General features: G+C 68.6%; 13 protein-coding genes and 2 tRNA genes. 12 read left to right on the top strand and 3 right to left on the bottom strand.

The window, feature by feature from the left end:
- Positions 1–28 precede the first annotated feature (28 nt).
- Positions 29–367, top strand: coding sequence for a helix-turn-helix domain-containing protein (locus tag HUA75_RS40315; protein ID WP_371746306.1), 339 nt, complete (start codon positions 29–31; stop codon positions 365–367).
- Positions 367–1,524: a tyrosine-type recombinase/integrase gene (locus tag HUA75_RS40310; protein ID WP_174489449.1), complete on the top strand. Its 1,158-nt coding sequence runs from the start codon at positions 367–369 to the stop codon at positions 1,522–1,524. The genes HUA75_RS40315 and HUA75_RS40310 overlap by 1 nt, the downstream gene beginning before the upstream one ends.
- 30 nt (positions 1,525–1,554) lie before the next feature.
- Here the strand turns inward: HUA75_RS40310 and HUA75_RS40305 are convergent.
- Positions 1,555–1,627 (bottom strand) — tRNA-Glu (locus tag HUA75_RS40305).
- Positions 1,628–1,640: 13 nt separating this feature from the next.
- Positions 1,641–1,713 (bottom strand) — tRNA-Lys (locus HUA75_RS40300).
- A 193-nt stretch (positions 1,714–1,906) separates the two neighbouring features.
- On the opposite strand from HUA75_RS40300, the gene greB reads away from it, so the two are divergent.
- The 5 genes from greB (at position 1,907) to HUA75_RS40275 (ending at position 6,066) form a co-directional block, all read left to right on the top strand.
- On the top strand, positions 1,907–2,446 hold the full coding sequence (greB, locus tag HUA75_RS40295) for a transcription elongation factor GreB (RefSeq protein ID WP_174468445.1): 540 nt from the start codon (positions 1,907–1,909) through the stop codon (positions 2,444–2,446).
- 8 nt (positions 2,447–2,454) lie between these two features.
- Positions 2,455–3,402 carry a deacetylase gene (locus HUA75_RS40290; protein WP_141648843.1) on the top strand — a complete coding sequence of 316 codons (948 nt, stop codon included), beginning with the start codon at positions 2,455–2,457 and terminating at the stop codon, positions 3,400–3,402.
- Positions 3,403–3,559: 157 nt separating this feature from the next.
- Complete coding sequence (locus HUA75_RS40285; protein WP_141648842.1) at positions 3,560–4,879, top strand: PhoH family protein; 1,320 nt, start codon at positions 3,560–3,562, stop codon at positions 4,877–4,879.
- 33 nt (positions 4,880–4,912) lie between these two features.
- Positions 4,913–5,218 carry a YbeD family protein gene (locus tag HUA75_RS40280; RefSeq protein ID WP_141648841.1) on the top strand — a complete coding sequence of 102 codons (306 nt, stop codon included), beginning with the start codon at positions 4,913–4,915 and terminating at the stop codon, positions 5,216–5,218.
- Between the two features lie 86 nt (positions 5,219–5,304).
- Entirely contained in the window at positions 5,305–6,066 is a 762-nt protein-coding gene (locus tag HUA75_RS40275) for a cyclopropane-fatty-acyl-phospholipid synthase family protein (RefSeq protein WP_141648840.1), read from the top strand.
- 53 nt (positions 6,067–6,119) lie between these two features.
- Here HUA75_RS40275 and HUA75_RS40270 read toward each other — a convergent pair whose 3' ends face one another.
- Positions 6,120–7,214: a diacylglycerol kinase family protein gene (locus tag HUA75_RS40270; RefSeq protein ID WP_141648839.1), complete on the bottom strand. Its 1,095-nt coding sequence runs from the start codon at positions 7,212–7,214 to the stop codon at positions 6,120–6,122.
- A 396-nt stretch (positions 7,215–7,610) separates the two neighbouring features.
- Between HUA75_RS40270 and dnaK the strand changes: the two genes are divergently transcribed.
- The 5 genes from dnaK (at position 7,611) to HUA75_RS40245 (ending at position 15,940) form a co-directional block, all read left to right on the top strand.
- The gene (gene dnaK, locus HUA75_RS40265; RefSeq protein WP_141648838.1) at positions 7,611–9,509 is read left to right on the top strand and encodes a molecular chaperone DnaK; all 1,899 of its coding nucleotides are present in this window, start codon (positions 7,611–7,613) and stop codon (positions 9,507–9,509) included.
- A gap of 230 nt (positions 9,510–9,739) precedes the next feature.
- A complete protein-coding gene (locus tag HUA75_RS40260; protein ID WP_174489448.1) occupies positions 9,740–10,606 on the top strand; it encodes a hypothetical protein in 867 nt (288 codons plus the stop codon).
- A 29-nt stretch (positions 10,607–10,635) separates the two neighbouring features.
- The gene (locus tag HUA75_RS40255) at positions 10,636–11,040 is read left to right on the top strand and encodes a thiol-disulfide oxidoreductase DCC family protein (protein ID WP_141648379.1); all 405 of its coding nucleotides are present in this window, start codon (positions 10,636–10,638) and stop codon (positions 11,038–11,040) included.
- Between the two features lie 51 nt (positions 11,041–11,091).
- On the top strand, positions 11,092–13,623 hold the full coding sequence (locus HUA75_RS40250; RefSeq protein ID WP_174489447.1) for a MoxR family ATPase: 2,532 nt from the start codon (positions 11,092–11,094) through the stop codon (positions 13,621–13,623).
- Positions 13,624–13,663: 40 nt separating this feature from the next.
- On the top strand, positions 13,664–15,940 hold the full coding sequence (locus HUA75_RS40245) for a vWA domain-containing protein (RefSeq protein WP_174489446.1): 2,277 nt from the start codon (positions 13,664–13,666) through the stop codon (positions 15,938–15,940).
- Position 15,941 lies beyond the last annotated feature (1 nt).

Below are 15,941 nucleotides of genomic sequence, written 5' to 3'. Positions count from 1 at the left end.
ATTCCAGCAGTGACGATGGGAGGCCGTCGTGTCCAGCGTAGAGGCCGGGCTGCGTGACCTCATCCGCGCCCTGGTGCGCGATGAACTGGCGACGCTCCACGGGGGTGCAGCTCACCGCGAGCCGGTGCAGGCGGGGGCTCTCGGGAGCACCACCCCGGACGGCCAGCCCCCGCTCGACAAGGCCATCTACACCGCCGAGGAGGTGGGCCGCCTTCTCGGGTGCAGCCCCAAGGCCGTGTACGCGAAGGTCTCGCGCAGTCAGCTTCCAGGCGTCTTCCGCGTGGGCCGCTCGCTGCGATTCCGTGGGCGCGAGTTGTTACCGTTCATTCTCGAAGGGCGTGCGCCGTCGCCGAGGAGGTCTCGGTGATGAGCGTGAAGGTCAGGCAGTACAAGAAGCGCGGCAAGAGCGGATGGGAGGTGGACATCATGTTCAAGTGGCCCGATGGCGAGCTGTACCGCGAGCGCGTGAAGGCTCCGGTGGGCTCCAAGTCGGGCGCAAAGGTGTGGGGCGAGCGGCGGCAGGCGGAGTTGCTCGCTCGCGGCAAACAGGTCAAGGAGAAGGCGAAGACGAAGCGGGAGGTCCCCACGGTGGAGGAGTTCTTCCCCCGGTTCATCGAGGGCTACGCGAAGGCCAACCGGCAGAAGCCGTCCGGGGTCGACAGCAAGGAGTCGCATTTCCGCAACCACCTTCTGCCCCGGTTCGGGAAGAAGCGGCTGGTCACTCTCGCTGACGAGGACGTGCAGAAGCTCAAGTCGGCCCTTCAGGAGCGCAGCGTGAAGACGGTGAACAACTGCCTCTCCACGCTCTCGACGATGTTGAAGGTCGCGGTGAAGTGGAAGGTCATCGACCGGATGCCGGTGGAGGTCGAGCACCTCAAGGCGGCGGAAAGCACCGTCGATTTCTACGAGGTGGAGGACTACGAGCGACTGGTGCAGGCCGCCGAGAAGCTCGGCCCGGCGCAGCAACTCGTGGTGCTGCTCGGCGGTGACGCGGGCCTGCGCATGGGCGAGATGATCGCACTGGAGTGGAGCGACGTGGACCTCAAGCGCGGGCTGCTCAAGGTGCAGCGCTCGGACTGGAAGGGGCACGTCAATCTCCCCAAGGGCGGGCGGCCTCGTGAGGTGCCGCTGACACGCGCTCTGGCGTCGGCGCTCGTGCGTGCCCGACACCTCCGAGGTGAGCGGGTGCTCTACCGCGAGGATGGGACGCCGGTGTCCCAGCAGACGGTGCGGAGCTGGATGTCCGCAGCGCAGAAGCGGGCCGGGCTCAAGGTGACGGGGGCGCTTCTCATCCTCCGGCACACGTTCTGTAGCCACCTCGCCATGGGAGGCGTCCCGCCGCTCTCCATCAAGGAGCTGGCGGGCCACCGCAGCCTCCGCACCACCCTGCGGTACATGCACCTGGGCAAGGGGGAGAAGCACCGCGCCATCCAGATGCTGGAGGAGGGGCGGGATGCGTCTCCGGCGTGGAGACATTCTGGAGACGAGAAGGACCCAGAAAGCACCGGGGCCGGAAGCCGCTGAGATTCCAGCGGCTTCCGGCCCCGATTGCAGTGTCCCCGACGGGATTCGAACCCGTGTTACCGGCTTGAAAGGCCAGCGTCCTGGGCCTCTAGACGACGGGGACGTCGCCACCTACATGAGTCGCGGGGGGATCGAACCCCCGACCCTCGGCTTAAAAGGCCGGTGCTCTACCATCTGAGCTAGCGACTCGCACTATTCTTTTGTTCAAAAAAACTCGCGCGGCCCGCCTGGGCCCGAAGGCAGGCGCTTCCTACCCGAACTCCTTCGCGCTTTCCACTGGCGAGCGCATGTCCCCCATCCTGACGGCGCTTCCACCGCCTCCCGGTGAACGCCTGGGGCTCCGCCGAACGCCGCCGTCAGTCATCGGTTGTATACAGCAGGCATGGCCCAGGACCTCCCCCCTGAAGAACATGAAGACCCGGAGGCCGAGGACGGCGACGAGAAGGCTCCCTTCCGCCGCTACCTCACCCGCCCGGGCGCCGAGCGGATGCACCGGGAGCTCGTCCGGCTGCTCAACGAGGAGCGCCCCAAGGTGACCGCCGAGGTCTCCGCCGCCGCCGCCCAGGGGGACCGCTCCGAGAACGCCGAGTACATTTACGGAAAGAAGCGCCTGCGCGAAATCGACCGCCGCATCCGCTTCCTACAGAGGCGCCTGGACACCGCCACCATCGTCACGCCTTCTGAACAGAGCGACCGTGCACGCGTTTACTTCGGCGCCACGGTCACCCTCGAGGACGAGGACGGGGCACGCACGAAGTACCAGATTGTCGGGTCCGATGAAATCGACGCCGCCGGAGGTCGCATCAGCGTGGAGTCCCCCATCGGTCGCGCCCTTCTTCGCAAGAGCGTGGGTGACTCCGTCGAGGTGCACCGCCCCCGGGGCGAAATCGAGCTGACCGTCATCGACATCCGCTACGACTAGGAGGCCCCATGCCTCGGACGCTGCCCATCAACCCCCGCTTCCGCCGCATCTATCAGCACCTGAGCGGGGCGGACCTGGCCGCGCTCGACCCCGAGGAACTCTCACTCGAGGACCTGGGCCTGGGCGACTCCCAGAAGACCCGTGTGGGCCTGCTGTTCGGGACCTACAGCCACCAGGGCCTCGAGCGCGTCCTGCGCACCTACGGCCTGTTCCAGCGCGCCGAGGAGCGGGTGGGGCCCATCGAGCTGCGCATCCAGGGAGAGGATCCGTTCCGCCCCCGGGTCGTCTTGTGGAGCCGCCGCTTCTACGCCCCCGTCGCCGACCTGTCCCTGCGCATGGCCACCGGCGCCGAGGTCGGCCTCGGTGACGCGCTCGCCACCGCGCCCCTGCTCTATGTGGACGCGCTGCTGCTCCAGAATCCGGGCCGCTCGTTCGACTGGCACCGCCCGCCGCTGCCAGGGCAGAGCCACCCCGGGCTCGCGCTCTCCGCGCCCTTGTTGGAACTCTTGATGCTCATGGCCCGCCGCATCGGCGCGGAGGCCCTCGCCCTCACGCCCTCCACCTTCGCCGCCGCGAGCGTCTATGACCGGCGCTTCCTCTTCGTGGACGGCGCGGCCCAGGGGCGCTTCCTCGCGTTGCGCGGCGCTGGCGGCAAGCGCCCTCGCTGGCTGCTCGCGTGGGCCGTGGAGCTGGGCTGCATGCGCGACGCGGAAGGCCAGCCGCTCCCCTTCACCCCCATGCCCATGCTGTCGCCGCTCAGTCGCCGGCTGATCCGCTCGTTCGACGCCAAGGCCTGGGCCGAGGCGCGCGAGCAGACGGGGCGACAGGTGGTGACGCTCGACGAGGAGGCGCTCCAGCAGCGCTTCCCCTGGGAGCGCATGCCCCCGGGGCCGCCCCCCGAGCGGCTGGCGGAGCTGCTGGGGTACGACCCGCTCGCCCCCGTGCTCGCGCACTGAGCGCCAAGGCGTGGGGTTTCGAACAACCGGCATCTCCGACGCCAACCTGGCTGCTTCCGTCGGAGCCGCTGTCTATATTGGAGTGGGCGTCAGGCTCAGCCACGTCGCACGGTCCCCAGCGGTCGCACCCGAACCAATCAGGTCGCGCGAACCCACGATGCGAAAGAACTTCATCCTCGATACCAACGTCCTCCTCCATGATCCGCGCAGCATCTACGGCTTCGAGGACAACAACGTCATCATCCCCATCTACGTCATCGAGGAGATTGATCAGTTCAAGAGAGATCTCTCCGAACTCGGGCGCAACGCCCGCATGGTGGCGCGCTACCTGGACACCTTCCGCGCGGAGGGCTCGCTGAAGGAAGGGGTGCCCATGCCGAGGGGCGGCCTCTTGCGCGTGTGCTTCACGGACCGCGACCTGCCGCTGTCCATGGCGGACAGCAACCTGATGGACAACCGCATCCTCGCGGTGGCCATCGACCTGATGGAGCAGGAGCCTGACACCCAGGCCGTCTTCATCACCAAGGACACCAACCTGCGCATCCGCGCGGACGCGTTGGGCCTCATCGCCGAGGACTACGACACCGAGCGGGTGGAGATCACCGAGCTGTACACGGGCTTCACCGAGCGGCTCGTCCCCAAGGAGCTGGTGGACCAGATGTACAGGCCCGGCGCGGAGGTGGAGCTGCCGGACGTGGACACGCTCTTCCCCAATCAGCTGGTGCTGCTCAAGGACGAGACGAACCCGTCGCACACCGCCATGGGGCGCCTGCACGGGCTCAAGAACCGGCTGGTGCCGCTGCTCCGCCAGAGCAAGGAAGGCACCTGGGGCATCCGTCCGCGCAACATGGAGCAGGCCTTCTGCCTGGACCTGCTGCTCAACGACGACATCAAGCTCGTCACCATCGTTGGCAAGGCGGGCACGGGCAAGACGCTGCTGGCCATCGCCGCGGGGCTCCAGAAGGTGACGGAGGAGAACCTCTACCAGAAGCTCCTGGTGAGCCGTCCCATCTTCCCCCTGGGGCGGGACATCGGGTATTTGCCCGGCAGCGTCGAGGAGAAGCTCAACCCCTGGATGCAGCCCATCTTCGACAACGTGGAGTTCCTGATGAACCTCAGCCGCGCGGACAAGAAGGCCGGCCGCGGCTATCACGAACTCCTGGACCTGGGGCTGATGGAAATCGAGCCGCTCACGTACATCCGTGGCCGGAGCATCCCCAACCAGTTCATCATCGTGGACGAAGCGCAGAACCTCACGCCTCACGAGGTGAAGACCATCATCACCCGCGTGGGTGACAACACGAAGATCATCCTCACGGGGGATCCGTTCCAGATCGACAACCCCTATGTGGATTCGACCAACAACGGCCTGGTGCACGTGGTCAATCGCTTCAAGAGCGAGAAGATCGCCGCGCACATCACCATGGCCAAGGGCGAGCGCAGTGCCCTGGCCGAGCTCGCCGCCAACCTGCTCTAGGCACCCGCGGGTGCCTGCGCGAAGAGACGTGTCATGACGAACGACGGCCCTGGAGACACCCCTCCGGAAGACGGAGAGAAGAAGCCCCTCATCGAGTACCCCGCGGTCTACACCTTCAAGGTGATGGGCCTGCAGGGGCCCGGCTTCGCCGAGCACGTGAGGGACTTGTTCCGGAAGATGATGGGCTCCGAAATCTCTCCGGATTCCATTCACGAGCAGCCCAGCAGCAAGGGCAAGTACCTGTCCCTCAGCGTGTCGGTGTACCTGCTGTCCGAGGAGCAGCGGCGCTCCATCTACGAACAGCTGAAAAAGGACCCGCGCGTCGTCTACTACCTGTGACGCCGGACGCGCGCGGCCTCCTCTGTCGGGTGGGGGGCCCGCGCCGTCTCTGGAAGTCCGGGCGGGGTTGGGTATATGAGGAGCCCATGAGCCCGGCAGATCCCTTTCCGCTGTACCACCCCGCGGACGCCCGGCGCGCGTTCAGCTCGGACGACGTGACTCGGCGGTTCGCCAAGGTGGCCCAACTGGAGCCGGGCGCCCGGGTGCTGGTGCTCGGGTGTGGCGCGGATGGCAGCGCGGCGCTGCTGCTCGCCCGGGAGATGGGCTGCACCGTGCTGGCCGCGGACATGGACGAGGCCCTGGTCTCCTCCGCCCGCGAGCGGGTGCGCCATCAAGGGCTGACGGACCGCATCGACGTGCGCGGCGTGGCCCTGGATTCGCTCGGACTGCCGGACGGCGCTTTCGACGCCATCCTCGTCCAGGGCCGGGTGCTGTACACCCTGCGCGGGACGCTGTCGGCCCTGCGGCCGCTCCTGGCGAGAAGAGGGCGGCTGGGAATGACCTTCCCCGCGAGGGTGGCGCGAGTCGTCCCCAAGGCCGCCGCCGAGCTCTGGGAGCGCCGTCTGGGCGCCCCCCTGTTGCTGCCGCGCGAGCTGCTCCAGTCGCTGGAGCTGGGCGGATTCGAGCCGGAGTCGGCGGAGACGCTGCACGACGTGGAACTCGACGACTACTACCGCGAGGTGGAGGCCAGTCTGAAGCCCATGTCGGGTTCCCAGGCGTCCCCGCTGCGCGAGGAACTGGCGCTGCACCGCGAGAGCAACGGCAAGGCCACGGTCAGCTACGCCTTCCTGGTGGGACGCCGCAAGGAGCCGGGCGAGAAGCCCCCGGCTTCACGCGACAGGGGCTAGTCGGCCCGGCGGGGGAGGGCGGCAATCTGGCCGCCCCCTTCCAGCCCAGCGGGCTAGTTCAGCGCGCCGTTGAAGTCGACGAGCTCGATGGACTCGGGCGCCACGGACAGCGACACCTGATCCCGATATCCGGCCGCGTCGCCGCCCACCTGGAAGGGCATGGGGCGCGCGAAGCGGATGGTGGCGTCGCGGACGTGGAAGTCGTGCAGGCCCTCGGGGAACCAGCGCCCGTTCCAGAGGCGGGGCAGGTTCGCCAGCACCTGCGTGGGCGTCACCTGGCCCAGCCGCAGTTGCATGAAGCCGCGCCGGCCACACGCGAAGGGGAACATGCGGAAGCCATAGCCGTAGAAGGGCATGGTGCCCGCGGCGGCCATCATCAGCCTGCCCCGGAAGAGCAGCTCGCCAGGGGCCACCGGCTCGCCCATGGGCTGGCCGTCCGCGCCCAGGCGGTACGCCTCGCCGGCCTGCCCGTTGACGACCTCGCACTCCACCCAGGTGGAGTTCGTCAGGTAGTGCGGCACCGTCTTGCAGGCCACCGCGGAGAAGTAGCCGCCGCTGCCGGACAGCACGCTCTTGAGGAGCCCCTTGCCCAGGTTCTCCTTCACCCAGATGTAGTCGTTGAGCACCTTGCCATCCACGCCCAGCCCCGCGAAGGGCGCGCGCTGCCCATCCACCATCAGCAGGTCCATGGGGCGGAAGCCCGGGACTTCACCGGTGCGGGCGCGCAGCACGTCGTTGAGGATTCCGTCGCCCCGGGTGCCGGAGGCGTTGACGTGGGCGGCGATACCGTTGCCCGTGCCCAGCTTGAGGATGCCGAAGCGGGGCGCCTGCTGACCGGCGAAGCGGCCTCGGGGGCCGACCAACTGGAGGACCTCGTTCACGAAGCCCATGAACGTGCCGTCGCCGCCGCCCGTGAAGACCAGGGGATAGCCCCGCTCCAGCACCGTCTGAGCGATGCGGCGGCCGTCCAACTGCGAGCGGGAGAGGAACAGGTCCTGCTCCGGCACCACGTGCGACAGCGACTTCACCACCCGGGCGTCCACCTTCCGGGCATTGGCGTTGAGGAGCACCGCGACCTTCGGTTCAGCGGATACGTCCGCCGACGGGGAGCGGCGGAGGTCCGGAGAGCGCAGGGGCTGAACCAACATGAGGATGGCTCCAGGGTAGGTGCGGGTGGGGGAACCCGACATCGACGCGTCGCCGCAATGTGCACTTTCATTGCCAACCGGTGACGCGAGGCGTCAGCAGGCGGGCAGGCATGTCATTCCAAGGGGTTGCAGCGTTGGTTGCTGTTCGAAAGGTCGCCCGGTTGCTACCTGGAGGTGACGGCGGTGTAGAGCGCGTTACGCACCCGTGCCGTGAAGGTGGCGATGACGTGACGCAGCAACCAGCCTCGTGCGCACTGCGCTACGCACCCGGGAGCACCACCTTGTGCCAGAGGGCCCGACGCCACCTCCGGTTTGACACAGGGGGGTGGGTGGTTACGTTGGGCGTACATCAGGAGCTTTCGCAGAAAACGCAGTTATTTCCGGAGGATACGAACCGTGGGCAAGATTATTGGGATCGACCTGGGCACCACGAACAGCGTGGTGGCGATCATGGAGGGTCGCGAGCCCAAGGTCATCGTCAACGAGGAAGGCAGCCGCATCACGCCCTCGGTCGTCGCGTTCACCAAGGACGGCGAGCGACTGGTTGGTCAGGTGGCGAAGCGCCAGGCCATCACCAATCCGGAGCGCACCATCTACTCCAGCAAGCGCTTCATGGGCCGGCGGCATGACGAGGTGACCGAGGAGGCGAAGCTCGTCCCTTACAAGGTTGCTCGAGGGCCGAACGGTGACGCGCGCATCGAGCTGGACGGCAAGCAGTACAGCGCGCCGGAGATCAGCGCGCAGATCCTGCTGAAGCTGAAGCGGGCGGCGGAGAACTACCTGGGTGAGAAGGTGACGGAGGCGGTCATCACCGTCCCCGCGTACTTCAACGACGCCCAGCGCCAGGCCACGAAGGACGCGGGTGAAATCGCGGGCCTCACGGTTCGGCGCATCGTGAACGAGCCGACCGCCGCGGCGCTCGCGTACGGCCTGGACAAGAAGAAGGACGAGAAGATCGCCGTCTACGACTTCGGCGGCGGCACGTTCGACATCTCCATCCTGGAGGTGGGTGAGAGCGTGGTCGACGTGCTCGCGACCAACGGCGACACGCACCTGGGCGGTGACAACATCGACCAGCGGATCATGGACTGGCTGATCTCCGAGTTCAAGAAGGACACGGGGCTGGACGTCAGCAAGGACAAGATGGTCCTCCAGCGCCTGAAGGAGGCGGCGGAGAAGGCGAAGATCGAGCTGTCGAGCGCGACGGAGACGGACATCAACCTGCCGTTCCTCACGGCGGATGCGACCGGTCCCAAGCACCTCAACCTGAAGCTCACGCGCGCCAAGTTCGAGGCGATGATCGATGACCTCATCGAGCGCTCGCTGGAGCCGTGCCGCAAGTGCCTGAAGGACTCGGGCGTGGACCTCAAGGACCTCAACGAGGTCGTGCTCGTGGGCGGTACCACGCGCATCCCGAAGGTGCAGGAAGCGGTGAAGCGGCTGTTCGGCAAGGAGCCGAACCGTTCGGTGAACCCGGACGAGGTCGTCGCCGTCGGCGCGGCGGTGCAGGCGGGTGTGCTCTCCGGCGAGGTGAAGGACATCCTCCTGCTGGACGTGACGCCGCTGAGCCTGGGCGTGGAGACGCTGGGTGGCGTGATGACCAAGCTCATCGAGCGCAACACCACCATCCCCACGCGCAAGTCGGAGACGTTCTCCACGGCCGCGGATGGCCAGTCGCAGGTGGAGATCCACGTGCTCCAGGGTGAGCGCGAGATGGCGAACGACAACCGGAGCCTGGGCCGCTTCCACCTGACGGGCCTGCCCCCGGCGCCGCGCGGCGTGCCGCAGATCGAGGTGACGTTCGACCTCGACGCCAACGGCATCCTCAACGTCAACGCCAAGGACAAGGCCACCGGCAAGGAGCAGAAGGTCACCATCACCCACTCGTCCGGTCTCGCGAAGGACGAGGTGGAGAAGATGGTCGCCGACGCCCGCTCGAACGAGGCGGCCGACAAGGAGCGCCGCGAGCTGGTGGAGCTGAAGAACCAGGCGGAGGCCCAGTCCTACGCCGCGGAGAAGCTCGTCAAGGAGAACAAGGAGAAGCTCACTCCGGACGTGGCGAAGGCGCTTGAGGACAGCGTGGCGGAGCTCAACAAGGTGCGCGAGGGCCAGGACAAGGACGCCATCAAGGCCGCGCTCGAGAAGCTCCAGGCCGCCAGCTACAAGGCCGCGGAGGAGATGTACAAGGCCACCGGTGGAGCGCCGGGTGGCGAGCCGCCTCCGGGTGCTGCTCCCGGGGCTCAGCCGGGCGCGAAGAAGGACGACGTGGTGGACGCCGAGTTCCGCCAGTCGTAACGCCGGGGCCGTGAGGCCCGGGTGTTGAAGCAGAGGGCCGGTACTCCCGCCACACACGGGGGGCCGGCCCTTCTTCGTTGCGGGACTCGGGGCGGACCTTCCGAAAGGATGGATGGCCGTGTGCGTGGCGAGACTTGGGGCGGGTGCAAGGGGTTGAGGGGACTGGGGTGGGGGTTGGTGGCGGAGGTGCAAAAGGGCGGGGCTCCACGTCTTCTTGAGAGGTGCCCGGCATGTCCCGTGTCTCGTCCCCGCTGTCTCCCGCCTCGTCCCTGCCCATCGAAGGAGAGTCCGGGGCTGCTTCCCTCGACTCCGCTCCAGTCCGCGGCACGCTGTCTCCGACGAAGAGTCCGTCGGCCAGCACGCTGGAGGTCTTTCAGGGCCCGTCCGGAACGGTTGGAGCCTTCTCCGTGCCCGGGCCTCGCTGCGGGCCCAGGACGGGGGAGTCGAACGGCTTCGACTTCGCGGTGGGCGGCTCCTTTCCTCCTCGCCCCACGGGCAACGTGCGGGAGCAGATGAAGCAGGGGGCCTTCACGCTCGCCCAGTCGGAGGCCGCCACCGCGAGCCTGCTGATGAAGGGCGGCAGCGTCGTGGACGCCTATGCGCGGGGGCACCTGCGGCTCCTGGAGCCCAGCCCTCCCATCCAGGGCGCGCCCACGTCCCTGACGGACTACACCAGCGCGCTTCCGGGAGTCCCTCCCGAGGCGGCCTGGGGCTACTTCGTGCGCAATCCCGGGCCGGTGTTCGAGTCCGCCGGCATCCGCATCCAGCCATCCACCGTCGCGCTGACGGATGGGGCGAAGGTGTTCCTGGAAGAGAAGGGGCCTCCTCCTGTCTGGGCCCCGGTTTCGTTCCGGTTGGAGGCGGAGACGAACACCGTGCACATCACCACCCTGGACGGGCACCCTCTGCGGGGGACGAACCGCTTCGTCTTCGAGGATGACGGGGAGGGTGGAACGCGACTGCGCCAGTACTCGGCCTTCCAGGGCAGCTCACCCGCGACGGCGGTGGGCCTCAAGCTGATGGACCCCATCGAACGGCAGCATGACATCTGGCGCGGCGTACATTCGCATCTGCATGACACGCTCGTCTCGCGCTGACATAGAACCGAGGGTTGGAGGTGACGCGGATGGTGCTGAGGACGACGCCGCCGGGACATGATGTGATCCTCTACGACGGGCATTGCCGCATCTGCAGCGGCGCGGCCCGCGAGTTCCAGAAGCTGCTGGGAGGGCGGGGGACGCAGCTGCGCTCGTTCCGGGACGAGGGCGTGCTGGTGGGCTTCCCGGGCATCAGCGCGGAGCGGTGCGAGAACGCCATGCAGCTCGTCCAGGCGGATGGGCGGGTGCTGGAAGGCGCGGAGGCCATCGTCCGGGCGCTGGGCAGGCACCCCCTGGGCCGCCTGCTGTACGTCTACTACGTCCCTGGCCTCCGCCAGCTTGTCGACGTCTTCTACCGGGCCTTCGCCCGCTACCGGTTCAAGATTGCCGGGCGGACCTGTTCGGACGGCGGTTGCGAGGTCCACTTCAAATAGACAGAGGCCGGCGGGTAGCATGGGGCCAACCCCGCTGCCCCTGGATTGTTCGTGCAAGCTCATCCGCCGCCGTACCTCCAGGCCGCTCGCGCCTTTCGCCACTTCTTCAGCGAGCTGCGGGACGTCTACCTGGAGCGAGAAACGCTCTTCACGCAGCTCGAGCTGGCGCTGCTGAGCCGGGAGCATGTGCTCGTCGTAGGGCCACCCGGGACGGCCAAGAGCGCCATCGCCAGCGCGGTGCTGGGGCGCATCTTCGACGAGCACACCGGCCTGCCCTCGCTGTTCTCCAAGCAGCTCGCCGAGTCGACCGTGCAGACGGACCTGCTGGGTCCGGTGGACTTCAAGGTGCTGACGGAGACGGGGCGCACGGAGTACCTCACCGACGAGGGCATGCTGGGCTCGCAGCACGCGTTCCTGGATGAAATCTTCGACGGCCGGGACATGCTGTTGCGCTCCATCCTCAACGTGCTCTTCGAACGGGAACTCAAGCACGGTCGGCGGGTGACGGCGGGACGCACCGAGTGCGTCATCATGACGAGCAACCGGTATCTCTCCGAGGTGCTGGCGCGCTCGCCGGAGCTGTTGCTCGCCTTCGCTGACCGGCTGAGCTTCATCAGCTTCGTGCCCAAGTCCTTCGCCCGGAAGGAGAGCCGAGCCGCCATGCTGCAGCGCTTCGCGCAGGGCGCGCGCGCGGACCTGCGGGCTCCTCTTTCGTTGCAGCAGATGGACCTGCTGCAGGACGCCGTTTCGCGGGTGAAGGTGCCCAGTGACGTGCTGGAGGGCGTGGAGTTGCTGGCGGATGCCCTGGAGCGGGCCCTGACGGCCCAGGTGTCCAAGCTGCCCGACTACGTGCCCACGAAGTACTTCTCCCAGCGCTCGGCGGTGAAGGCGCTGTGGGCGCTCAAGGCGGCGGTGGTGAGAGACCAGATCTACCGGCGGCCGGAGCGACCGCTGGAGGCGTCCGTGGAGGACCTGGACTCGCTGCGCTGGTTCTTCCTGTTGGGCGGTCCCCCCTCGACGGAGACGGAGGCGCTGCTCAAGTCGGTGGTGGACCCCCGTGAGCGGGCGCAGCTCGAAATCGTCCGGTTGGAGCAGCGCACCTTCGACGAGGTCATCGCGAAGGTGCGGCAGGAGCTGGGCGGGGGCCTGGAACGCGAGGCCCAGGTGCTGGGCTCTGCGGAGGAGGCCTCGGCAGTGGAGGCCCTCTCACGCAACTGGCAGCCTTCCATGGCGTCCACCTCCGCGCGGGGCCTTTTGACGAAGCTGGTCCCCGGTCCGCGTCATGCGCAGAACCGCGCTCCGTTGCTGGTGTCCGCCCGGGCGCTGGTGGCGGCGATGGACCAGCGGCTCGCGCGCGGCATGGCGGGGCAGGGAGAGGGACGGGGAGGGCTGGCCCTGCTGTCCTCATTCCAGGACGTGCTGGAGCTGTGCCGCGTCATCCCTGAACTCAAGGTCGGCCTGTCCCCCCTGAGTGAGTCCACGGCCCGATTCCTCGAGGGGGCCCTGGAGATGATTGCCCTGACCGCGGAGAGCGCGGACTTCGAGGAGGGCCTCAAGCTGGAGGGGCTGGTGGGGCTGGCGGACAACCTGGAAGAGGAGCTGTCCAGGTCGGCGGACCTGGTGGGCATCCTGGCGGAAGGTGCTCCGGTGGCGGTGGAGCGGCTGCGCCAGTCGGAGGCCGCCGCGCGAAAGCGGGTGGTGGGGGCGTTGCGGCGCCGGGCGACCGTTGCCTTCCAGGGCGCATCCGCGCGCGGACGCAAGGAGCCGCTGGAGACGCTGGCCGCGGACTCGCGCCGACTGTCGCAGCTGGAGCAGTCGCTGGTCGCGCTGGACCCGACGCAGCGAAGCTTCAAGGAGGAGCTGCTGCTGCCCCTGGGCCTCGCCTATGCGCGCGAGGTGCTGGCCTCCACGCCGTTCGAGCGCATCGAACAATACGGGCGCGCGGTGCAGGCCGTGGCGGAGAACCTGCGGCGCGAGGGACTGCCCGTCGACGTGGTGATGGGGGAGTGCCAGAGCATCCTCGACGGTCGGCTGCGCGAGCACGCTCGACTCCTCACGCGCGAGGTGCCGAGCCCGCCTCCGCCGGCCGCCTCCGTCCTCAACGGCGACGCGTACGTCTTCTACCGGGGCGATTTCTCCGCCAAGGCCCCGGACGGCGAGCTGGCGGCGTTGTTGGGCCTGGACGGACAGCTCGCGTTCACCCGAGGGGGTTCAGCGTCGGCCTTCTTCTCGGAGAACGCCCGCGCGGCGGTGGCCCAGGCGGAGCTCACGTTCATCCAGACGCGCGTCAAGTACCTGCGCAGCTGGCTGACCCAACTGCTCACCTCGCTGCCCTCGCCGGAGGCCCTGACGGAGCGGCCCGAGGTGGAGCGCACGGTGGACCGACTGGTTCGCAGCCGCTTCCCCCTGCTGGCGTTGAAGGAAGGGGAGCTGGTGCGCCTCAAGGGGGTGCTGTCGCTGCTCGCGGCCATTCCAGGCGAAGTGGGCGAGAGCGCGCAGCGCCTGGAGGCGCAGCTACGGGGCATCGACGAGGACTTCGGGCGGTACAGCCGTCAGGTGCTGGAGCGGCGGTCCGCCGCATGAGCACGCCCGAGTCGCATAGGGCGCGGAGGGACGGCTGAGCATGCTCTCCCGGCGGCTCACGGACCTGCGACGGCGCCTGGACCTGTTCCGTCAGCCCGCGCCCCCGGTAGGGGGCATGCGCCGGTGGACGTTCGGGCGCAAGGTGACGGGGCCCGGCGACCTCGCACTTCCCGTGCTCGCGGTGCTGGACCGGGAACTCGACAAGGTGGGCATCCACACCTCGGCGGACGCGCAGTTGCTGCGTGAGCTGGGGGCCCGTCGAGGGCTCGCGGGGGCATTGTCCCAGGGGCTCCAGGCCCGGGCCGGGCAGGCACTTCAAGAACTCGAGGCGTGTGTGGATCGCGTGGAGCGCGCCTGGCGGGCGGGAGTGATGCCGCCGGGAACCCTCACGGTACTCGATAGGGCCTTTGTCCAGCTCGCGAGGGCCGTGAAGGTGGCCGACCTCTTCGCCCGTCCGCCCACCGAGGACGTCGACGACGACGAGGGCTTCATCGCCTTCGAGCGTCCAGCCTCCCCGCGCAGGCAGCGCGCGCCCAGCAGCTCCCGGATGGCCGTGGCCGAGTACTTCGCGCTGCGCGCCCGGGAGAACGTCGTCGACGTCGTGCAGAAGCGCAGGGACCTGGACCTGGCCCACGAGATGTTGCTGCGCCTGGGAGCGGACCACGACCGGGAGCGCGGCCTACCCCTGCGCCGCGAGGTGGCCGAGGCCCGGGAGCGCACTCGCGCGGTGCCGGCCGTGCGCTCCCTGGAGGAACTCCTGCGGCACGTGCGGCACGCGGCCCGGCATGACCCCCAGGCAGCCTACCGTTCGCTGCGCGGCCTCTACGAGCGGGCAGTGGAGGCGGGGGATCTGGAGCTGGCGGCGGCGGCTCGCGCGGCCCTGGAGCCCCTGTTGCCCTCACGCTCCCAGTTGACTGCCCTCGTGGAGCGCGCCGAGCGGGACGCGCTGGCCCACTGGTTCGGCGAGTCTCCCCCGGAGGAGAAGCCCGAGGTGGCCACTCCACGTCCGGACGAGCTGCTGGCGGACCTGGCCTTCTCGCTGCGGCCCGAGCAGCTCGCCACCTTCGAGCTGGCGGCGGGGTGTGCCCGTTACTTCGACGTGGAGGACGCGCTCTCCGAGGAAATCGTCCTGGCGGAGACCCAGGTGGCGAGGCCCGTGCCCCGGCGCGTTCCCTATCCCACCCAGACGATGACCTTCGAGGTGACTGGCGGCCTGCACGAGGTGAACAACTTCGTCCTGACAGACCCGAGGATGTTGCTGAGGGACCTCGCGGCCAACCGGCAGCTCGTGCGTGCATACCTGGAGGAAGCGCCACCTCCCCAGTCGAAGAAGGTGAAGCGCACCGCCGTGCGCGTCTATGTCTGTGACGCCTCCGGCTCCATGCATGGCGCCCGGGCCCGCTTCCGTGACGCCCTCATCATCGCGGAGCTGAACAACCTGCGCGTCAAGGCGCGCCGTGGGGAGACGTTCGACCCGCTCTACTTCAGCTTCTTCAACGACGTGCCCACCGAGCTGGCCCGCGTGGACACCGCCGCCGAGGCCACCCGGCAGATAGAGCGACTCTTCCGAGACTCGCCCGCCGAGGGGCAGACCGACATCTCGCTCGCGCTGATGTCGGCCTTCGACTCCATCCGCGCCGCGCAGGGCAGGGACCCCTACCTCGCCCGGGCCACTGTCGTCCTCGTCACCGATGGCGAGGACCGCGTGGACCTGGAGCTCATCCGCCGCACCCGCGCGCCCATGGGTTCGCTCGACATCGCCCTGAGCTTCATCTCCCTGGGCGAGGAGAACCCGGACCTCCGCTCACTGGTTCGCGAGCAGCGCGCCTCCGGCATCCGCGCCTTCTACCACCACCTCTCCGACGAGGAGATTCAGTGGGCCCGTACCGAGTTCGACACGCCCTGGCGCACGCTGCTGCCTCGGGACGTGCCCGCCACGCCGGATTCGCTGGAGCAGCTCGCGCCTCACCTGGAGGCCCTGGAGCGCGTCGCCGGTGGGCGGAGCACCTCGGCCACCGTCGCCGTGGAGGCCTCGTTCGAGGCCCTCTTCCCCGAGTCACCGCCGCGCCCCGAGGGCGGGCAGGTGCCCGGCTCCGACGTCGTGGGCCGCGTGGTGGACATCCTCGGCGCGCTGGTGGAAGCCGCCTCGCTGGCTCCGGCGGACAAGCGCGCCACGGAGAGCGTAGTGCTCCTCCAGCACCTGTTGGCGGTGTATGGGCTGACCCCGGCGCGGTACCTCGCGGCCCTGTCCGTGGGTGGACCGTCGGTGATGGATGCGCTCGCGCGGGTGCGGCTGTTGTGCCGGCCCTTCGGGTAGT

The organism is Myxococcus sp. CA040A, from assembly GCF_013336725.1.
Classification (GTDB): domain Bacteria; phylum Myxococcota; class Myxococcia; order Myxococcales; family Myxococcaceae; genus Myxococcus; species Myxococcus llanfairpwllgwyngyllgogerychwyrndrobwllllantysiliogogogochensis.
The sequence above is the reverse complement of the archived record's forward strand: the minus strand, read 5'-3'. Positions and strand labels throughout refer to the sequence as shown.